The sequence below is a fragment of the Demequina sp. NBRC 110052 genome (assembly GCF_002090075.1).
Lineage (GTDB): Bacteria > Actinomycetota > Actinomycetes > Actinomycetales > Demequinaceae > Demequina.
Genome location: NZ_BBRI01000003.1, coordinates 330,698 through 349,431 on the forward strand (window position 1 = coordinate 330,698; position 18,734 = coordinate 349,431).

18 protein-coding genes, 1 tRNA gene and 1 pseudogene are annotated in these 18,734 nt (G+C 70.8%); 8 read left to right on the forward strand and 12 right to left on the reverse strand.

Features of this window, described 5'->3' with window-relative positions; all coding sequences use genetic code 11:
- Positions 1 to 13: 13 nt before the first annotated feature.
- Entirely contained in the window at positions 14 to 781 is a 768-nt protein-coding gene (locus tag B7K21_RS08985) for a DUF1206 domain-containing protein (RefSeq protein ID WP_084075105.1), read from the forward strand.
- 12 nt (positions 782 to 793) lie between these two features.
- On the opposite strand, the gene B7K21_RS08990 is transcribed toward B7K21_RS08985, so the two are convergent.
- The 3 genes from B7K21_RS08990 to B7K21_RS09000 form a co-directional block, all read right to left on the reverse strand.
- Positions 794 to 1,774, reverse strand: coding sequence for a ribose-phosphate diphosphokinase (locus tag B7K21_RS08990; protein WP_084075106.1), 981 nt, complete (start codon positions 1,772 to 1,774; stop codon positions 794 to 796).
- Complete coding sequence (glmU, locus tag B7K21_RS08995) at positions 1,771 to 3,330, reverse strand: bifunctional UDP-N-acetylglucosamine diphosphorylase/glucosamine-1-phosphate N-acetyltransferase GlmU (RefSeq protein WP_084075469.1); 1,560 nt, start codon at positions 3,328 to 3,330, stop codon at positions 1,771 to 1,773. Before glmU ends, B7K21_RS08990 begins: the two co-directional genes overlap by 4 nt.
- An 87-nt stretch (positions 3,331 to 3,417) precedes the next feature.
- Positions 3,418 to 3,489 (reverse strand) — tRNA-Gln (locus B7K21_RS09000).
- A 95-nt stretch (positions 3,490 to 3,584) separates the two neighbouring features.
- On the opposite strand from B7K21_RS09000, the gene B7K21_RS09005 reads away from it, so the two are divergent.
- Both B7K21_RS09005 and mscL read left to right on the forward strand, forming a co-directional pair.
- On the forward strand, positions 3,585 to 4,181 hold the full coding sequence (locus B7K21_RS09005) for a TetR/AcrR family transcriptional regulator (protein WP_084075107.1): 597 nt from the start codon (positions 3,585 to 3,587) through the stop codon (positions 4,179 to 4,181).
- A 203-nt stretch (positions 4,182 to 4,384) separates the two neighbouring features.
- A complete protein-coding gene (gene mscL, locus B7K21_RS09010; protein WP_084075108.1) occupies positions 4,385 to 4,795 on the forward strand; it encodes a large conductance mechanosensitive channel protein MscL in 411 nt (136 codons plus the stop codon).
- A 12-nt stretch (positions 4,796 to 4,807) separates the two neighbouring features.
- Here the strand turns inward: mscL and B7K21_RS09015 are convergent, their stop codons facing one another.
- From B7K21_RS09015 to rsmI, 7 genes and pseudogenes are all read right to left on the reverse strand, one after another.
- Positions 4,808 to 5,740, reverse strand: a complete 933-nt coding sequence (locus B7K21_RS09015) for a 4-(cytidine 5'-diphospho)-2-C-methyl-D-erythritol kinase (RefSeq protein ID WP_084075109.1) — start codon at positions 5,738 to 5,740, stop codon at positions 4,808 to 4,810.
- A gap of 58 nt (positions 5,741 to 5,798) precedes the next feature.
- Positions 5,799 to 6,668 (reverse strand): 16S rRNA (adenine(1518)-N(6)/adenine(1519)-N(6))-dimethyltransferase RsmA, encoded by an 870-nt coding sequence (gene rsmA, locus B7K21_RS09020; RefSeq protein ID WP_234989261.1) that lies wholly within the window; start codon positions 6,666 to 6,668, stop codon positions 5,799 to 5,801.
- A 5-nt stretch (positions 6,669 to 6,673) separates the two neighbouring features.
- The gene (locus B7K21_RS09025; RefSeq protein WP_200806285.1) at positions 6,674 to 7,504 is read right to left on the reverse strand and encodes a G5 domain-containing protein; all 831 of its coding nucleotides are present in this window, start codon (positions 7,502 to 7,504) and stop codon (positions 6,674 to 6,676) included.
- Between the two features lie 85 nt (positions 7,505 to 7,589).
- Complete coding sequence (locus tag B7K21_RS09030) at positions 7,590 to 8,441, reverse strand: TatD family hydrolase (protein ID WP_084075110.1); 852 nt, start codon at positions 8,439 to 8,441, stop codon at positions 7,590 to 7,592.
- Entirely contained in the window at positions 8,442 to 10,235 is a 1,794-nt protein-coding gene (gene metG / locus B7K21_RS09035) for a methionine--tRNA ligase (RefSeq protein ID WP_084075111.1), read from the reverse strand.
- 134 nt (positions 10,236 to 10,369) lie between these two features.
- Positions 10,370 to 11,029 (reverse strand): annotated as a pseudogene (locus tag B7K21_RS09040) (M15 family metallopeptidase); the annotation flags it as partial.
- Between the two features lie 88 nt (positions 11,030 to 11,117).
- Positions 11,118 to 11,978, reverse strand: a complete 861-nt coding sequence (rsmI, locus tag B7K21_RS09045; RefSeq protein WP_084075113.1) for a 16S rRNA (cytidine(1402)-2'-O)-methyltransferase — start codon at positions 11,976 to 11,978, stop codon at positions 11,118 to 11,120.
- A 57-nt stretch (positions 11,979 to 12,035) separates the two neighbouring features.
- Between rsmI and B7K21_RS09050 the strand changes: the two genes are divergently transcribed.
- Complete coding sequence (locus tag B7K21_RS09050) at positions 12,036 to 13,526, forward strand: dolichyl-phosphate-mannose--protein mannosyltransferase (protein WP_084075114.1); 1,491 nt, start codon at positions 12,036 to 12,038, stop codon at positions 13,524 to 13,526.
- Positions 13,527 to 13,544: 18 nt separating this feature from the next.
- Here B7K21_RS09050 and B7K21_RS09055 read toward each other — a convergent pair whose 3' ends face one another.
- Positions 13,545 to 13,985, reverse strand: coding sequence for an Lrp/AsnC family transcriptional regulator (locus B7K21_RS09055; RefSeq protein WP_084075115.1), 441 nt, complete (start codon positions 13,983 to 13,985; stop codon positions 13,545 to 13,547).
- Between the two features lie 131 nt (positions 13,986 to 14,116).
- Here B7K21_RS09055 and ddaH point away from each other — a divergent pair, with 131 nt between their 5' ends.
- The 4 genes from ddaH to B7K21_RS09075 are packed head-to-tail and all read left to right on the forward strand — an operon-like array spanning position 14,117 to position 17,932.
- Positions 14,117 to 14,989, forward strand: coding sequence for a dimethylargininase (ddaH, locus tag B7K21_RS09060; protein WP_373994283.1), 873 nt, complete (start codon positions 14,117 to 14,119; stop codon positions 14,987 to 14,989).
- Entirely contained in the window at positions 14,989 to 16,023 is a 1,035-nt protein-coding gene (locus B7K21_RS09065) for an ornithine cyclodeaminase (RefSeq protein WP_084075116.1), read from the forward strand. Before ddaH ends, B7K21_RS09065 begins: the two co-directional genes overlap by 1 nt.
- A gap of 51 nt (positions 16,024 to 16,074) precedes the next feature.
- On the forward strand, positions 16,075 to 16,701 hold the full coding sequence (locus B7K21_RS09070; protein ID WP_084075117.1) for an HdeD family acid-resistance protein: 627 nt from the start codon (positions 16,075 to 16,077) through the stop codon (positions 16,699 to 16,701).
- 1 nt (position 16,702) lies between these two features.
- Positions 16,703 to 17,932 carry an AI-2E family transporter gene (locus tag B7K21_RS09075; protein WP_084075118.1) on the forward strand — a complete coding sequence of 410 codons (1,230 nt, stop codon included), beginning with the start codon at positions 16,703 to 16,705 and terminating at the stop codon, positions 17,930 to 17,932.
- A gap of 41 nt (positions 17,933 to 17,973) precedes the next feature.
- Here B7K21_RS09075 and B7K21_RS09080 read toward each other — a convergent pair whose 3' ends face one another.
- Positions 17,974 to 18,726, reverse strand: a complete 753-nt coding sequence (locus B7K21_RS09080) for an SDR family NAD(P)-dependent oxidoreductase (protein ID WP_084075119.1) — start codon at positions 18,724 to 18,726, stop codon at positions 17,974 to 17,976.
- Positions 18,727 to 18,734: the final 8 nt, after the last annotated feature.

Genomic DNA, 18,734 nt, shown 5'->3' on the forward strand with positions numbered 1-18,734 from the left:
CGTTGAGGCAGTCATGACGACATCGACGAGAGGACCCGCGTCGCGACTCTGGGAGACCTCCGCGCGCACGGGATTCGCCGTCTCGGGGCTGCTGCACCTCGCGCTCGGCTGGCTCATCGTGCGCATCGGCCTGGGCTCCGGCAACGAGGCCGACCAGACCGCCGCGCTCGCCCGGATCTCCGAGGCGCCGCTAGGCACTTTCCTGCTGTGGTTCTCCGTGGCGGCGCTGGCGGCGCTCGCGACATGGCAGCTCGCGCAGACGCTCTCCGGCGGCGCCCGGGACCGAGCGAAGGCCGCAGGCAAGGGCGTGCTGTACCTTGCTCTCGGAGCGACCGCCGCCTCCGTCGCCCTTGGCTCCACCGGAGGTGGGGACAGTGCGTCGGGCCTCGCGGGGACTCTCATGGAGGCGCCCGCCGGCAGGCTCCTCGTCGGAGCGGTCGGTCTCGGGGTCCTCGCCGGCGCCGTGTACCACGTCCACAAAGGCTGGACGCAAGGCTTCGTCGACGACCTGGCGAACCTTCCCACCGGGCCTGCGGGGAGGACGGTGCGTGTCGCGGGCAGCGTCGGCTATGTGGCGAAGGGGGTCGCGCTCGGCGCCGTGGGCGCCCTCTTCGTCATCGCAGCGTGGAGGGCAGATCCCGCACGCGCACAGGGCACCGACGGCGCGATCGACTGGCTGCTGGGACTCCCCGCCGGTGCTGCCGTGGTGACGGGCGTCGGCGTCGGCTTCGCACTGTACGGGCTGTACTCGTTCGCCCGCGCCCGCTACGCGAGGATGTAGCGGGGTTCCACGTCACACGTTGCCGTTGAACAGGCTCGTGACAGAGCCGTCCTCGAACACCTCGTGGATCGCGCGAGCGATGAGCGGGGCGATCGACAGCACGGTCAGACCGTCCCAGCGCTTCTCGTCGGGGATCGGCAGCGTGTCCGTGACGACCACCTCGGAGATGCCCGAATCGCGCAGGCGCTCCACGGCAGGACCGGACAGGAGCCCGTGAGTCGAGGCGACGATGACGTTCGCGGCGCCGTTCTCGAACAGCGCCTCCGCAGCCTGAACGATCGTGCCGCCCGTGTCGATCATGTCGTCCACGAGCACGCACGTGCGGCCCTTGACGTCACCGACGAGCTCGTGAACCTTCACCTGGTTCGGCACCGAGGGGTCGCGGCGCTTGTGGATGATCGCCAGCGGCGCGCCGAGGTGGTCCGACCACTGGTCGGCCAGGCGCACGCGGCCAGCATCGGGCGACACGATCGTCAGGTTGTCAGGCGCCACGCGCGAGCGCACGTACTGCGCGAGCAGCGGCATCGCCCACAGGTGGTCCACGGGGCCGTCGAAGAAGCCCTGGATCTGCGACGTGTGGAGGTCCACGGACATGATGCGGTCGGCGCCTGCGGTCTTGAACAGATCCGCCATGAGGCGCGCGGAGATCGGCTCGCGGCCCTTGTGCTTCTTGTCCTGGCGCGCGTAGCCGTAGCACGGCATGATCACGGTCACGCGCTTCGCGGAGGCACGCTTCATGGCGTCCACCATGATGAGCTGCTCCATGATCGCCTCGTTGATGGGCGCCGCGTGGGACTGGATGATGAAGGCATCGGCGCCGCGCACCGACTCGCCGAACCGCACATACAGCTCGCCATTCGCGAAGGTGTACGCGGTGGTGGGCAGGAGCTCGATCCCCATGTCCGTGGCGACCGCCTCAGCGAGCTCGGGGTGCGCACGGCCGCCGGCGAGCACCATGCGCCGCTCCGACGGGTTCGAGATGATCGAGCTCATGACTCTCCTTCTTCAGTGACGGGCGCGGCGTCCCCTGCGCCCGACGATAGTGTCTCGCGATCGGCCCGCGCGCGCTGAGCGCGCTCCGCCGCCTCGGCCGACGGCGTGCCTGGCCGACGCGTCTCGACCCAGCCCTCGACGGTCTGCTGGGGCGAAGAATTGATGGCGAGCGCACCCGGCGGCACGTCGTGCCGGATCGTGGTGCCCGCGCCCGAATAGGCGCCGTCCCCCACCTGCAGCGGCGCGATCAGAGTGTTGTCCGAGCCGATGCGCACGTGCTCGCCGACGACCGTGCGGTGCTTGTGCACGCCGTCGTAGTTCACGAAGATCGTGCCGGCGCCGATGTTGGTGCCCTCCCCGATCTCCGCGTCCCCCACGTAGCTCAGGTGAGGCACCTTCGCGCCGTCTCCGAGCCTCGCGTTCTTCGTCTCGACGAAGGCGCCCGCCTTGCCCTTGACGCCGATCACGGTGCCTGGCCTCAGGTACGTGAACGGGCCGATGCTGGCGCGGTCTCCGATGACGGCACCGGAGCCGTGCACGCGGGTCACGTGCGCGCCTTCACCCACGGTCACGTCGGTGAGCGTCGTGTCCGGCCCCACGACCGCGCCGGTCGCGATCGCCGTCGCGCCATGCAGCTGCGTGCCCGGCAGGAGCGTCACGTCCTCGGAGAGCTCGACGCCCGCGTCGATCCACGTGGTCGCAGGGTCCACGACCGTCACCCCGGCCCGCATCCAGCGCTCGACGATCCTGCGGTTGAGCGCCGTCCCAGCCGCTGCGAGCTGGACCCGGTCGTTGACGCCCTCGACGGCCCCCGCGTCGGGCGCGACGAAGGCGCCCACCCGGCCACCCGCCTCTCGCGCGAGCGCCAGCACGTCGGTGAGGTACATCTCACCCTGCGCGTTGTCCGTCGTGAGGGACGCGAGCGCCTCGCGCAGCGTCGCGGCCTCGAACACGTAGATGCCCGCGTTGACCTCGTCGATCGCGAGCTGCGGCTCCGAGGCGTCCTTGTGCTCGACGATGCCCAGCACCGTGCCATCGGCATCGCGCAGGATGCGGCCGTAGCCCGTGGGGTCGCCCACGCGCGCCGTCATCACCGTCACCGCGTCGCCCGAAGCTTCGTGCGCGTCGACCAGTTCCGCCAGCAGATCGCCGTCCACGAGCGGCACATCACCCGAGGTCACCACGACCGCACCTTCGAGCTGCAGGCCGAGCACCGAGCGGTCGCCCACTTTGCCCTCGGCCACCGCCGCCGCGACGGTCGTCGCATCCAGCGCAGACATGCCGCACCACACCGCGCGACCCGTCCCGGGGACGTCGTCCTGATCGGCGAGCAGCGCGTCGGGCGCCACCTCGCGCACGTGCTCGGCAACCGCCGCGCGCTCGTGTCGCACCACGACCACGGTGCGCGCCGGGTCGAGAGCCGCGGCTGCGTCGAGCGCATGGTTGAGGAGGCTGCGACCGGCGATGCGGTGAAGGACCTTGGGAGTGGCCGACCTCATACGAGTGCCTGCGCCTGCCGCGAGGATCATCACGGCCGCGGGACGGGTGCGGCTCACCACTCCCCCTTCGCTGTTCTCAGGCGCTCGGGTCACGTGGGACCACTCTACCTGGCGCGGCGGGCCGCCACGGGCCCCACAGATGCGCTCCGCCCACAGGATTCGAACCTGTACCGCAAGGCTCCAAAGGCCTGCGTGCTGCCGTTACACCAGGGCGGAACGGGGCATAGAGCCCCATGGGTCCACCAGTCTGCCAGCAGACACGGCACACTAGAACCGTGATCGAAGAGCCCAGGAAGGTGCCGCGTGCCCGGATGACGGCGCGCGAGAGGCGCGAGCAGCTGCTCTCCGTGGGCCGCGCCCTGTTCGCCGAGAAGGGCTTCGAGGGAACCTCGGTCGAGGAGATCGCGGCCCGCGCCGACGTCTCCAAACCCGTCGTGTACGAGCACTTCGGCGGCAAGGAGGGCATGTACGCCGTCATCGTGGACCGCGAGGTGCAGGCACTGCTCGGCGCCCTCAGCGGCGCCCTCGAGCAACGTGCGCACCCCCGGCAGCTCGTGGAGCGTGCGGCGCTCGCGCTGCTCGGCTACATCGAGGACTCCCCTGACGGATTCCGCATCCTGGCGCGCGACTCGCCCGTCGCACAGTCCACCGGCACGTTCTCGTCGCTGCTGGGCGACGTCGCCAACCAGGTCGAGGGACTCCTGGTGGGACAGTTCGCCAAGCGCGGTCTCGACACCACCGTGGTGCCGTTCTACTCGCAGATGCTCGTGGGCATGGTCGCCCTCACCGGCCAGCACTGGGCCGAGGTGCGCGAGCCCGAGAAGCAGGTGGTCGCCGCGCACCTGGTGAACCTCGCATGGAACGGCCTGCACATGCTGGACCGCCGTCCTACGCTCCCGGACGAGTAGGCCCCACAGGCGCGCTGTGAGTGCATCAGTGCTCCGCGAGCGCCATGGTGAGCACTCAGTGCCTCACAGCGCGCGCGGCCGAGGAGTGTGGGGCCGGAACGGGCCCGCTCCGCGCGGGCCCACGACTTGGCGCTAGATTCCCTGAGCAGGGGCGATGCACGCCCCGCGCGGCTGCGTCCGCGAGTCTCAGGAGGGAATCCGACATGATCAAGGGCTTCAAGGACTTCATCACTCGCGGCAACGTCGTGGACCTCGCCGTCGCCGTCGTCATCGGCGCCGCGTTCACGGCGATCGTCACCTCGCTCGTGAACAACATCATCAACCCACTGATCGCTGCCGTGTTCGGCAAGCCGGATCTGAGCCAGGTGTGGATGTGGACCCTCAACGACGCGGGAACGCCGGACCCTGCCGACGACGCGGTCCTCGCGATCGGCGCGTTCCTCACCTCGATCCTCAACTTCCTGATCATCGCGGCGGCGATCTACTTCGCGATCGTGCTTCCGCTCAACCGGCTCGCGGAGCGCAAGAAGAAGGAGGAGCCGGCCGTCGATGAGCCTGCCGGCCCTACGGAGATCGAGCTGCTCACCGAGATCAGGGACGCGCTCAGGAAGTAGCCGCGGCGCCTCTCACGAGGCGACGACGGTGGCACCCGCGGCGGGCCCGCTGACGCACAGCACCGCGTCGGCGGTGCCCGCCGCTGTCACGTGCGCGGCGATCGCGAGCGCGTGCTGACGCGAGCGGGCGAGCGCCGCGACGGTCGGCCCGGAGCCCGAGACGATCGCGGCCAGCGCGTCGGCGTCGAGCGCAGAGTCGAGCGTCTCCCGCAGGCGCGGCATGAGGGCGAGCGCGGGAGCCTGAAGGTCGTTCACGAGCGCCTCGCCCACGGCATGCGGGTCGCCCGCAATGAGCGCCGCCATGAGGGTCTGGCTCAGGACGGGGTCCGGGATCTCCCTGCCGTCCTCCTCAGCCGAGCGGTCGAGCTCGGCGAACACCTCGGGCGTGGAGAGCCCCGCGCGCTGCGTGCACATCACCCAGTGCAGCTCCCCGTGCGTCATCGCGGGTGAGAGCTCGTCTCCGCGGCCCACGCCCACGGCAGTGTGGCCGTGGAGCGAGAACGGCACATCTGAGCCCAGCGAGGCGCACAGGTCGTGGAGCTCGCGGCGCGTCGCCCCGACCTCCCAGGCCTCGGCGCACGCGACCACGGCGGCTGCCGCGTCGGCGCTGCCACCCGCCATGCCGCCCGCCACGGGTACTCCCTTGACGATCTCGAGCCGCACCCCGTCGTCGATCCCGTACGCCTGAGCGACTGCGCGCGCGGCACGCACCGCGAGGTTCCTCTCGTCGAGGGGCACGCTCGCGGGGTCGAACGCGAGCGTCGGCTGGGCGCGCACGGCCACGGTCACGTCGCCCCCGAGCACCGGCGTCGCGGTGACGGTCTCGTACAGCTCGACCGCCTGGAAGACGGTCGCCAGCGGGTGATAGCCGTCCTCGCGACGGGGCCCCACCGAGAGCTGCAGGTTGACCTTGCCGGGGGCGCGGACGGTCACGGAGCGAGGCATGCGCCCATCGTGGCATGAAGCGCACGCGACCGGGAGCGGTCCCGGACGGGAAGAGACGTCAGGCGCGTGCGGCCGCGAGAGCCTCGGCGATGCGCGCGAAGTCCTCGATGCGCAGCTGCTCGCCGCGCGTGAGCGGGTCGATGCCCGCGGCACGCAGCGCTGCCTCGGACGCGGCGCCCGACCCAGCGATCCCGCTCAGCGCCCCGCGGAGCGCCTTGCGCCGCTGTGCGAAGGCCGCGTCGACGACGGCGAAGACCTCCTCACGGCTCGCCGTGGTGGAGGGCTGCTCGCGCCGCTCCATGAGCACCAGCGCGGAGTCGACGCGCGGCACGGGCCAGAAGACGGCGCGGCCCACGTCGCCGGCGCGGCGCACGTCGCAGTACCACGCGGCCTTGGCGCTCGGGATGCCGTACGTCCGGGAGCCGGGCGGGGCCGCGAGTCGATCGGCGACCTCGGACTGCACCATCACCAGGACGCGCGCGAGGCTCGGGAAGGTCTCAAGGAAGTGCAGGATGACCGGCACCGAGACGTTGTAGGGCAGGTTCGCCACGAGCGCGACGGGCGCGCCTGCGTCGGGTCCGGCGCCGGGGAGCGCCTCCACCTTCAGTGCGTCCTGCCCGATCACCGCGAGGCGGTCCGCCGCCTCGGGGGCGCGGTCGGCGACGGTCTGCGGGAGGGCAGCTGCGAGCCGCGAATCGATCTCGACCGCCGTGACCCACGCGTCGGCCTCGAGCAGCGCGAGCGTGAGGGAGCCGAGGCCCGGCCCCACCTCGACGACGTGGTCACCGGTGCTCACGCCCGCGATCCGCACGATGCGGCGCACCGTCCCGGAGTCGACGACGAAGTTCTGGCCCCACTTCTTGGTGGGGGCGGCGCCGAGGGACTCGGCGAGGGTGCGGATGTCCGACGGACCGAGCAGATCGGCCACGTGCGTCAGTACCAGTTCTTGGTGAGGAAGTGGCTCCAGGCGCCGCACGGGGTGCCGTAGCGTCCGCCGACGTACGCGAGTCCCCACTCGATCTGCGTGGCGGGGTTCGTGCGCCAGTCGTCGCCGTAGACGGCCATCTTGGAGCCGGGCAGGGCCTGCGGGATGCCGTAGGCGCCCGACGAGCGGTTCTCCGCCGTGTGGCTCCAGCCGGACTCGCGGGCCCACAGGTTGTCCAGGCACGCCCACTGGTCGCCGGTCCAGCCGCGGGCCGCCGCCATCTGCTGGCCCAGGGCGCGGTTGGTGCCCTTCTGCGCCTCGGTGGTGGGCGGGATCACGAGCGAGCCGACCTTGGTGACCTTGTCGACCGGCTGGTCGACCACTACGGACACGGTCTCGACGCGGCTGACCTCGACGCCGTCGACGTAAGTCACCTCGTAGCTCACGAGCGCCTTGCCCGGTGCGCCCTCGGTGACGACGACGGTGCTGCCCGTCAGCGCGCCCGGATCGGAGGTGGTGACCTCGCCGTGCGGGAGCGTCACTTCCTCGGTCTCGGTGACGATCTGCGTCTCGGGTGCCGCAGCGCCCACCGGCGCGACGACCTCTGACGCGACAGTGCGCGCGTCGAGGGTCGCAGCCTGGAACGAGTCGGCCGCGGCGGACGAGAACGAGCCGAAGGCGAAAGCCACGATGGCCGCAGAGACGCCGAGCTGCCGCGTCATGCGGGTGCGCGAGCCGGAGCGGAGCCGACGGTCGCGGCGTCCGCCCGGGGCGGGCGTCGTGCGCAGGTAGCTCACGGTCTCCTCTCGGCGGCTGGGACGGCGCGCGAATGTTCTCATGGACGGCCCGAAATGGCGTCCGACTAGCCGCCTTTATCTCATATCGGTAACGGTTCGCGCCAACTCAAGTGACGCATCGCACGTTCTACCAGGACCCATAGATTCGCTCCGTCGTCGCAGAGACGACCTCGCACGCGTGGTCCAGGGCGACGCCCGCGACCCGCGCGATCTCACGCATCGTGAGCGCCGCGAGCGCGGGCGAGTTGGGGGCGCCGCGGTGTGGATGGGGCGTCAGATAGGGGGCATCCGTCTCGACCATGACGCGCTCGAGCGGGGTCACCGCGAGCGCTCCCCGCAGGTCATGCGCGTTCTTGAACGTGACCGTTCCGGCGAAGCTCAGGTAGTAGCCGCGGTCCACGCACAGGCGCGCCATCGCGGCGTCTCCGGAGAAGCAGTGGAACACGGTCGTCGTGGGTGCGCCGTCGCGCGCGAGCACGTCGAGCACGTCGGCGTGAGCGTCGCGATCGTGGATCTGCAGCGGCAGGTCCAGCTCCTTCGCGAGCGCGATGTGGTCGCGGAACGCGGCGATCTGGGCGTCCCGGCCCGTCTCATCCGTGCGGAAGTAGTCGAGCCCCGTCTCGCCGATCGCACGGATTCGGGGGGCGCGCGCCAGCGCGGCGATCTCAGCGAACGCCTCGTCGTAGCCCAGGCCCGACGCGTGGGTTCCGGCCGCGTGCACCGGCGCCTCATTCGGGTGTAGGGCGACCGCCCCCAGCAACTCGGGATGCCGCGTCACGGCCTCGGCGGTCCAGCGGGCGGACTCGATGTCGCAGCCCACCTGGACCATGCGATCGATGCCGGCGGCCACGGCGTCGGCGATGCGGCGCTCGACGGACCGCGGCTCGTCGCCCGCGTCGGACTCGAGGTGCGTGTGGTTGTCGGGGACGGGGACGGGAAGCGGCGCTGGCTCGGGCGGCCAGGCTCCGGGCCGGGCCACCTAGTCGTCGCCTCGCATGCGCTCGAGCTCGGCTTCGACAATCTCGTCGTCGAGCTTGGTGAACACAGGTGAGGGTGCCGGCACGGGCGTGCCAGCGGTCACGTCGCGGCGGCCCCACGTGCCCTGCATGCCCGTGTAGTCGCCCTGGATGACGGGGTACTCGCGATCGGGCAGGTCGAGGTCCGTGACCTCGTTCATCTGCGGCATCGGGGCGAACGTGCCGGTGCCCCCGAGCGCCTCGTGGACCTTCTGCGCGGAGTGCGGCAGGAACGGCGCGAGCATGGTGTTGGCGTCCGTCACGAGCTGCGCGGCGACGCCGAGCACGGTGCGCATGCGCTCCGGGTCCTCGTTCTTGAGCTTCCAGGGCGCGGTGTCCGCGAGATACCGGTTGGCATCGCCGACCACGCGCATCGCCTCGTTGATCGCGGCGCGCTGGCGGTGGTGGCGGACGAGGTCGCCGACCTGCGCGAACGCCGCGCGGGAGCCGTCGAGCGCGGCGCGGTCCACGTCGGTGAGTGCGCCGAGCGCGGGGATCTCCCCCACGTTCTTGTGCAGCAGCGACGCAGTGCGGTTGACGAGGTTGCCCCAGCCGGCCACCAGCTCGTCGTTGGTGCGGCGCTTGAACTCGGACCAGGTGAAGTCCGCGTCCGACGTCTCCGGGCCGGCCGTCGCGATGAAGTAGCGCAGCGCGTCGGGCTGGTAGCGGGCGAGCATGTCGCGCACGTAGATGACGTGGCCGCGCGACGAGGAGAACTTGGCGGACTCCATCGTGAGGAACTCGCTCGAGACGACCTCGGTGGGCAGCTGCAGGTCGCCGAAGGAGCTCAGCTCGCCGCCCTTGGCGCCACGGCCGTTCGCGGCGAGCAGCTCGCCCGGCCAGATCTGCGAGTGGAAGGTGATGTTGTCCTTGCCCATGAAGTAGTAGGACAGTGTCTCGGGGTCGTTCCAGAACTTTCGCCAGGCCTCCGGGTCTCCCGAGCGTCGGGCCCATTCGATCGAGGCGCTGAGGTAGCCGATGACCGCGTCGAACCACACGTACAGGCGCTTGTTCGGGTTGGTCTCCCAGCCCTCGAGCGGCACGGGGATGCCCCAGTCGATGTCGCGCGTCATGGCGCGCGGCCGCACGTCGTGCAGGAGGTTGAGCGAGAAGTTGAGCACGTTGGGGCGCCAGCCCTTGCGCGCGCCGAGCCACGTGGACAGCGCGTCGGTGAGCGCGGGCAGGTCCAGGAAGAAGTGCTCGGTCTCGATGAACTTGGGCGTCTCGCCGTTGATGCGGCTCACGGGGTTGATCAGGTCGATCGCGTCGAGCTGGTTGCCGCATGCGTCGCACTGGTCGCCGCGCGCCCCGTCGGTGCCGCAGATCGGGCAGGTGCCCTCGATGTAGCGGTCCGGAAGGGTGCGACCGGTCGACGGCGAGATCGCGCCGCGCGTGGTCTGCTCGACCATGTAACCGTTGCGGTGCACCGCCTTGAACAGCTCCTGCGCCACCTTGTAGTGGTTGCCCGTCGTGGTGCGCGTGAACAGGTCGTAGCTGAGCCCGAGCGATGTGAGGTCCTCGACGATGACCCTGTTGTAGCGGTCTGCGAGCTCCTGCGGGCTCACGCCCTCGCCCTCGGCCTGCACCAGGATGGGCGTGCCGTGCTCGTCGGTGCCCGAGACCATCAGCACGTCGTTACCCGCCATGCGCATGTAGCGGCTGAACACGTCGGAGGGGACGCCGAATCCGGCCACGTGGCCGATGTGACGGGGCCCGTTGGCGTACGGCCAGGCGACAGCGGAGAGGATGCGAGACATGGCGACCATCCTAGTGACGGCTGCGCGCGCTCCTCACGCGAGACCGGTCAGGGATAGTCCGGGGCTGCGGGCAGCGAGAACGCCTCCTCGAGCGTCGCGACGTCGTGCTCACGCATCCACGTCGCGAGCTCGGTGCCGACGTACCGCACGTGCCAGGGCTCGTAGCGGTATCCGGTGATTTCCTGCTTCCCCTCGGGGTAGCGCAGAATGAAGCCGTACTCCCACGCGTGCGCGGCCACCCATCGGCCCGCCGCCTCGTCCGCGAAGCACGCCTTGACCTTGCACGCGTTCGACTCGTACACGTCGGCCGCCCAGCCGGTCTGGTGCTCCGAGTGGCCTGCGCGCGCGGAGAAAGTCTCGGCCCGCGCGGTTCCCCAGTCGCGCTGGTACGCGGCGAACAGGCTCTCCTGGAAGCCGTAGGACCTGTACGCGGTGGAGATGCGGAAGCTCGCGCCCGCGTCGCTCGCCGCCGCCATCATCGCCTCCATCGCGTCGGCGGCCTCGGCACGCAGCTGCTGCGACGTACCGGCGACGTCACGCAGGTCGGAGGGCACGTAGTCCTGCGGGTCGAGCGGCCGGAGCTTGTTGACGATCACCCACGGCGACACGGCCGGCTCGAGCGACCACGTGCGCGGGGGATCATCCTGCCCGCCCGACGCCGGGGTCGCCGCGCGCGGCAGCGTGTCCTCGATCTCGACGGACTCGGGCGCCGACAGCACCACGGGCGTGGGCGTCACCCTCGGCGCAGGGTCGCCCAGTGCACGCCCGACGCCGGGCTCCGAGTCGCCGCGCATCGCCAGCAGCACCGCCGCAACGACGGCGACAGCGCCGAGCAGCGTGAGCGCCGCGATGAGCACATGCGGCGCGGGCCCACGCGCGTGCTCAGGTGGACGCACTGCCGTTCCTGGCCTCGAGCACTGCGGCGTACAGCTCGCGGCGCGGCAGGCCGGCGGTGGCAGCGAGGTCCGCGACGGCGTCCTTCGCGCGCTCGCCCGCCGCGACGCGCGCAAGCGCCTCGGCGACGACGGCGTCCATCCCCGCGGCCTGCGCGGGCCGACCGCCCACGGTGATGACGATCTCCCCGCGTGGCGACTCGGCCTCGGCCCACGCGGCGAGCGTGGCAAGCGGGCCGCGTCGGGTCTCCTCGTAGGTCTTCGTCAGCTCGCGCGACACCGCGGCGGGGCGGTCGCCTCCCCAGGCCTCAGCCATCGCCGCGAGCGTCGCGGCCAGCCGATGCGGCGCCTCGAAGAACACCATCGTGCGAGGCTCGGCCGCGAGCGCGGCGAAGGCGCTCGCCCGCTCGCCCGCCTTGCGCGGCGGGAAGCCCTCGAAGCAGAAGCGGTCGGTCGGCAGCCCGGACAGCGCGAGCGCCGTGAGGGCCGCGCTCGGGCCTGGCAGCACCGTGACGGGCACGCCCGCGGCCGCCGCGGCCTCGACGATGCGAAACCCGGGGTCGGAGACCGTCGGCATGCCAGCGTCGGACACGACCAGCACGGTGGCGCCCTCGGACGCGGCGGCGATCAGCGCGTCGGCCCTGTCCGCCTCGTTGTGATCGTGCACGGCGACGAGCCGTCCAGTGACCTCGACGCCGAGCCGCGACGCGAGGTCGCGCAGCCGACGCGTGTCCTCCGCCGCGACCACCTCAGCGCCCGCGAGAGCCTCACGCAGCCGCGCCGACGCGTCGCCGACGTTGCCGATCGGAGTCGCCGCCAGCACGATGCCGGGCTCGAGGTCTCCTGTCATGGCACCAGCGTGTCACAGGCCATCGCCGCAACCGGCGCGCGCGACTAGGCTTCGCATGTGTTCTGGCTCTGGGCGTACCGCTGGCGCGCCACGCTCATGGCGATCGGCGTCGGCGTGCTCGCCGCGCTCATGCGCCTGACCACGCTCGGCTCCCCCACGACGCTCGTGTTCGACGAGGTGTTCTACGCGCGCGGCGCCTACTCGCTCGTGTCGCAGGGCTACGAAGGCGACTGGACCGGCGAGGACCAGCTGTTCGCCTCAGGGGACTACTCGGGCCTGCAGACCAAGGGCGACTACGTGGTGCACCCCATGGTGGGCAAGCTGCTCATCGCAGCGGGAATCAAGGCCTTCGGGCCCACGCCGTTCGGGTGGCGCATCAGCGCGGCCGTGTTCGGGATCGCGACCGTGGTGCTCGTCGCTCTCATTGCACGATCGCTGTTGGGCTCGACGCTGTGGGGAGGCGTCGCGGGACTGCTGCTCGCGGTCGACGGACTTCACATCACGATGTCCCGCACCGCGCTGCTCGACGGCTTCCTCGCGTTCTTCGTGGTCGCCGGCTTCGGGCTGCTCGTACTCGACCGGGCGCGCTTCAGGCGCCGGCTCGCGGCGGCCATGGCTTCCGCGGGGCCGGACGGCGCGCGCGGAGGCGGGCCCGTCGTGGGAGTGCGATGGTGGCGACTGCTCGCGATCGTGGCGTTCGCGCTCGCCGCATCCACGAAGTGGTCGGGCCTGTACTTCGCGGCCGTGTTCCTCGTCCTGTCCGTCGTGTGGGACATGGTGGACCGCCGCGCAGCGGGAATCGAGGGATGGCTCGTCGGCTCTGCGGTGCGGGCGGTCCCCACGTTCCTCGCGACGATCGTGCTGATCCCCACCGTGTACGTGGCGACGTGGTGGAACTGGTTCGTCACGGACGGCTCGTATGCGCGGCAGTGGGCGGAGAAGCACCCCGGCGAGGGCGTCACCTGGCTCCCGGAGTCGCTGCGCTCGCTCGTGGACTACCACCGGCAGATGTGGGACTTCCACACGCACCTCACGTCACCGCACAGCTACGAGTCGCACCCCAACGGCTGGATCCTGCAGGTGCGCCCCACAGCGTTCTACTTCGAGGACGTGCCTGACATCGCCGGCGACGAACGCTGGGTGTCCGCGATCACGTCGCTCGGCAACCCCCTGATCTGGTGGGCCGGATTCGCGGCGCTGCTGTTCGCGGTGTGGAGGCTGCTGATCCACCGCGACACCATGGGCCTGGTGCTGTCGCTGGGCATCCTCGCGGGCTGGCTGCCGTGGGTGCCGTACGCGCATCGGACGATCTTCACGTTCTATGCGGTCGCGTTCGTGCCGTTCGTGGTGATGCTCGTCGCGTGGGCGCTGCAGCGGATCGCGCAGCCCGACGGCCCGCGCACCTGGTCGCGCGGCGGCTGGATCGCGGTCGGGGTCTTCATCGGGGTCGTGCTGATCGTCTCGGGCTACTACCTGCCTCTGTGGCGCGGCGACCCGATCCCGTACGACCTGTGGCGCCTCCACATGTGGCTGCCGACCTGGATCTGACGCGGCTCGGGCGCGACGCTACTCGCGGCGCGACAGCAGCTGCGACAGCACGATCGCCGAGCGAGTCGAGTCGACCTGCGGCGCGAGTCGCACCTTCTCGAGCGCGTCCTCGAGAGCGGGCATGCTGGTCGCGCGCAGGCGCACGAGCGCGTCGGCCTCGCCAGTGACGGTCTGAGCCTCGATCACGTCGGGGATGCCGCTGAGGATGCGACGCAGCTCGTCGGGCCCGACGGTGCCGCGGCAGAACACCTCGACGAACGCCTCGGTCTCGCGCCCGTCGAGCGCGGGGTCGATGAGCACCGTGTAGCCGCGGATCGCACCCGTCTCGTGCATGCGGTCCATCCGCCGCTTCACGGCAGTGGGCGACAGCCCGATGCGCTCGCCCAGCTCGTGGTAGCTCACGCGTCCGTCGACCTTGAGCTCCTCGAGGATGCGGCGGTCGAGGTCGTCGAGAGCCATGCGGCGCTCCTTCCGGGTAGGTTGCCGTTTTCCATCGTAGGGGCACCGGAGATCGCAGGATTACATCGTTACCAACCTGAAATCATCGGGGAATCTCTGTCACGCTGAAGGGGTCAAAGGAGGTCCCCGCGTTGACCATCACCGCACCCGCGAGCGAGCGCACCGAGCGCACCGCGCAGCCCCTCACGGCGCTCATGTGCCGCCCCACGCACTTCACGGTCTCGTACCGGATCAACCCGTGGATGCACCCCGACGAGGCGACCGACACCGCGCGCGCCGTCTCGCAGTGGGAGGAGCTGCGGCGCGCCTTCGTGCGCCTCGGCTTCGCGGTCCACGAGATCGACCCGGCGCCAGGGCTTCCCGACATGGTGTTCGCCGCCAACGGCGGACTCGTCGTCGATGGCATCGCATACACCGCGAGCTTCACCCACCCCGAGCGGCAGCCCGAGGGGGCGCTCTACGCGGACTGGTTCCGCGCGTCGGGCCTGAACGTCGTCGAGGCGAGGCACATCAACGAGGGCGAGGGCGACCTCCTCACCGTGGGCGACGTGATCCTCGCCGGCACCGGCTTCCGCACCTCGCTCGACAGCCATCGCGAGATCGCCGAGGTGTTCGGCCGCGAGGTCGTGTCGCTGCGGCTCGTGCGCGACGACTTCTACCACCTCGACACGGCGCTCGCCGTGCTCGACGACCGCGCCGGGCAGGAGCACATCGCGTACCTCCCCAGCGCGTTCGACGACGCCAGCCGTGCGGAGCTCGAGCGCCGCTACCCCGACGCGATCCTCGTCGACGAGCACGACGCGGCAGTGTTCGGGCTGAACGCCGTCTCCGACGGCCTGCACGTCGTCACGGCGGCCCGCGCCACCACGTTCCAGCACCAGCTGCGCGAGGCCGGCTACGAGCCCATCGGCGTGGACCTCACCGAGCTGCTCCTCGCCGGCGGCGGCGCCAAGTGCTGCACCCTCGCCCTGCGAGCCGACACCCTCAACCCCCGGGAGGCATGATGGTCCAGTTCGTTGACGTCGACGCGATGCGTCGCTGGATCTCGCACGAAGGCGTCGAGCCCCTGCTCGAGGACCTCGTCGCCTATCTCGAAGACGATTACCGCCGCTGGGAGCAGTTCGACAAGACGCCGCGCGTGCCGGCCCACTCCGAGCACGGCGTGATCGAGCTCATGCCCACCGCGGACGCGGAGCTGTACGGCTTCAAGTACGTCAACGGCCACCCGATCAACCCCTCGCGGGGGCTGCAGACAGTGACCGCGTTCGGCGTGCTGTCCGACGTGGCCACCGGCTACCCGCTGCTGCTCACCGAGATGTCGCTCCTGACCGCGCTGCGCACGGCGGCGGTCTCGGCGATGGCGGCGCGTCGGCTCGCACGCCCAGACGCCCGCGTGCACGCGCTCATCGGCACCGGCTCGCAGTCAGAGTTCCAGGCGCTCGCGATGCGCCGGCTCCTGGGGCTGAACGAGGTGCGCGCGTGGGACGTGGACCCCGCAGCGCTCGACAAGTTCGTGCGCAACGCCACGGCGCTGGGCTTCACCGTGCATCGCGCCACGAGTGGCGCCGACGCGGTGGACGGGGCCGATGTGGTGACCACGTGCACCGCCGACAAGGTCAACGCGACGGTCCTCACCGACGCGATGGTCCAGCCCGGCATGCACCTCAACGCCATCGGCGGCGACAGCCCGGGCAAGACCGAGCTCGAGCCAGCGATCCTGCGCCGCTCGGAGGTCTTCGTCGAGTACCACCCGCAGACCCTCGTCGAGGGCGAGATCCAGAGCGTCGGGGCCGACTTCCCCACCGTGGACCTGTGGCGAGTGATCGACGGCCAGCGGCCCGGGCGCACCTCCGACGACCAGGTCACCCTGTTCGACTCGGTGGGCTTCGCCATCAACGACTTCTCGGCCCTGCGGTTCCTGCGCGACCGCGTCTCCGGCACTCCGTACGCCACGGAGATCGACCTCATCGCAGAGCCGACCGACCCCAAGGACCTGTTCTCCCTGGTCTCCCTGGCGCCGGCCGTCTCGCACCGGTAGGTTCGAGCGCAGGTGGGAGAAGGGCTCTCCCACCTGCGCGAGGAGGCTCCGATGAACGACGGACCCGACGAGACGCCCAGCCAGCGTCGGATGTTCATGGCGGTCGCGATGCCGCTCGAGGACTCGCCGCCGCCGCCCGCGCTCGTGCGCGCCATGAGCTGGATCATCGGCCTCGCCGCCGGCTTCTCGTTCGCGCTCGGCTTCGTGCTGCTGGTGTGGCCCGCCGCGACGCTCAAGGTCGGTGCCGCCTTGATCGCGATCAACTTCCTGCTGTCCGGCGTGCTCCGCATCGTCATCTCGATCATGCGTTCCGGGTACTCCGGCGCGATGCGGGCCGTCGGCCTCATCTTCGGAGTGCTGCTGCTCATCGGAGGCGTCGTCATGCTGCGCAACCTCGCCGCGAGCGCGACCGTGCTGATCCTCATCACCACGATCGTGGTCGGGCTCGGCTGGATCATCGAGGGCATCATCTCGCTCGTGGACTCGCACTCGGCGCGCTCGCGCGGGTGGGCGATCGCGCTCGGCGCGCTGTCGATCGTGGCGGGGCTCGTGGTCGTCGCGATCCCCGGCTGGTCCGCCGCGATCTTCCTATGGTTCGCCGCGATCATGCTCATGGTGCTGGGCGTGCTGGGCCTCGTGAGGGCCTTCTCGCTGCGACGGTCACTCAAGGACGCGTGACGTGACCGAGGAGACGCGCGAGCCTCCCGTCGAGGTCGTCGAGGCCGCCCGCGCCGAGTACGCGTCACGCGACAAGGGCGACCCGCACCCCGTCTCCGACCGCTTCGTGTGGTCGGTGCTGTGGAAGATCGTCGCCGTCGGCGTGCTCGTCGCGATCGGCGTCTACGTGTTCGGACAGCTGTCCCACCTGCTGGGCCTGCTGTTCATCTCGCTGTTCTTCGCGCTCGCCATGATCCCGGGCGTGGAGGCGCTGACCACCCGTTTCGGCATGCGACGCGGCGCCGCGGTCGGCATCATCTACCTCGCCGCCGTCGCGGTGGTCACGCTGCTCATCGCCGTGCTCATCCCGGGCGTCGTGCGATTCGCGCAGGAGGTCGGCGCCGCCGCCGCTGACTGGTTCGCGGCGTTCGACGACTGGTGGGAGGGCATCTTCGGCCAGCCGCTGCTCGACGAGACTGCGGCCACCGACGGCACCGACTACATCGCGCAGGTGCTCCAGCAGTGGGCCTCGGGCGCGCTCGGCGCGCTGTCCTCCGGGCTCGGCATCGTGTTCGATCTCATGACGGTCGCGCTCTTCGCCTTCTACTTCGCCGCAGACTGGCCGAGGGTGATGCGTGCGCTCATGTCTCGCATGCCGCCCGAGCGTCAGCGCGTGTTCAAGTGGGTGGCCACCACGTCGATCGAGCAGACCGGAGGCTACTTCTACTCGCGTCTGCTGCTCGCCTCGGTCAGTGGAGGGCTCGGATTCTTCGTCATGCTCGTCATAGGCCTCGACCTGGTCTACGCCGCACCGCTCGCGATGTTCATGGGGTTCGTGTCCACCTTCATCCCCTTCATCGGCACCTATCTGGGTGCCGCGCTGCCCATCGTCATCACACTGGCGGTCGAGGGTCTTCCCAACGCGATCGCGCTGCTCGTGTGGGTGCTCGTCTACCAGCAGATCGAGAACTACGCGCTGAGCCCCAAGATCTCGTCGAAGACGATGGAGCTCAACGGTGCGGTGGCATTCGGCGGCGCGATCGCCGGCGGGGCGATCGCAGGGCCGATGGGCGCTTTCATGGCGCTGCCGATCGCGGCGCTCATCACCGCAGTGGTGAAGAACACCGGCCGCACGTACGCGATCATCGACGAGCTGCCTGAGCCCGAGGCGGGCGAGCCCGACGCGGAGGGCGAGATCCTCGAGCCTTCACGACCCTCGCTGGGGCGTCGCCTCCAGTTCTGGCGTCGCTAGCGTCGGGCGTGCCCGACGCGGCGGCCAGGTCCGTGCGGCGGCTATGGCTCGCGGTGCACGACCTGGGCGGACACCTGCGCGCGCGGCATGATCAGCATCGAGTCGATGTTCACATGCGCCGGGCGTGAGGCGACCCACGCGATGGCCTCCGCGATGTCCTGTGCCACCAGCGGCGTCATGCCCTCGTAGACCTTGTCCGCGCGCTCCTGGTCGCCCGAGAAGCGAACCACCGAGAACTCGGTCTCGACGAGACCGGGATCGATCTCGGACACGCGCACCGGCTTGCCCTTCATCTCAAGCCGCAGCACGCGCGTGAGGGCCTTCACCGCGTGCTTCGCGGCGTTGTAGCCGGCGCCACCCGGGTAGGGCTCGAGCGCCGCGATCGAGCCGAGCGTCACCACCTGGCCGTCGCCCGAGGCGATGAGCTTGGGCAACAGCGCGCGCACCGTGCGCAGCGTTCCCATGACGTTGACGTCGTACATGCGCAGCCACTCGTCGTCGCTCGCCTCGGCGACCGACGTGGTGCCGAATGCGCCGCCTGCGTTGGCGACGAGCAGACTCACCTCGGGCACGGCGTCGCAGAAGGCTTCCACGGAGGCCTGGTCGGTCACGTCGAGCGCGAGGGCGGTGCCGCCGATCTCAGCCGCGAGCGCCTCGAGCCGGTCGACGCGTCGGGCTCCGACGACGACATGCCAGCCGTCCGCGGCGAGCTGACGGGCGGTGGCCTCGCCGATGCCGCTCGAGGCGCCGGTGACAACGGCGGTGCGGCGCGCGGGTGAGGTGGGCTCGGTCATGGGGTGCT

Bases quoted from the DNA above. Each gene is read 5' to 3' on its own strand.
- B7K21_RS09015 (WP_084075109.1), bottom strand. From the start codon at position 5,740: ATGCCTCGCTCCGTGACCGTCCGCGCCCCCGGCAAGGTCAACCTGCAG.
- B7K21_RS09065 (WP_084075116.1), top strand. From the start codon at position 14,989: ATGGTCCAGTTCGTTGACGTCGACGCGATGCGTCGCTGGATCTCGCAC.
- B7K21_RS09080 (WP_084075119.1), bottom strand. From the start codon at position 18,726: ATGACCGAGCCCACCTCACCCGCGCGCCGCACCGCCGTTGTCACCGGC.
- B7K21_RS09055 (WP_084075115.1), bottom strand. From the start codon at position 13,985: ATGGCTCTCGACGACCTCGACCGCCGCATCCTCGAGGAGCTCAAGGTC.
- B7K21_RS08990 (WP_084075106.1), bottom strand. From the start codon at position 1,774: ATGAGCTCGATCATCTCGAACCCGTCGGAGCGGCGCATGGTGCTCGCC.
- mscL (WP_084075108.1), top strand. From the start codon at position 4,385: ATGATCAAGGGCTTCAAGGACTTCATCACTCGCGGCAACGTCGTGGAC.
- B7K21_RS08985 (WP_084075105.1), top strand. From the start codon at position 14: ATGACGACATCGACGAGAGGACCCGCGTCGCGACTCTGGGAGACCTCC.
- rsmI (WP_084075113.1), bottom strand. From the start codon at position 11,978: ATGACAGGAGACCTCGAGCCCGGCATCGTGCTGGCGGCGACTCCGATC.
- B7K21_RS09070 (WP_084075117.1), top strand. From the start codon at position 16,075: ATGAACGACGGACCCGACGAGACGCCCAGCCAGCGTCGGATGTTCATG.
- metG (WP_084075111.1), bottom strand. From the start codon at position 10,235: ATGTCTCGCATCCTCTCCGCTGTCGCCTGGCCGTACGCCAACGGGCCC.
- B7K21_RS09025 (WP_200806285.1), bottom strand. From the start codon at position 7,504: ATGAGAACATTCGCGCGCCGTCCCAGCCGCCGAGAGGAGACCGTGAGC.
- B7K21_RS09005 (WP_084075107.1), top strand. From the start codon at position 3,585: ATGACGGCGCGCGAGAGGCGCGAGCAGCTGCTCTCCGTGGGCCGCGCC.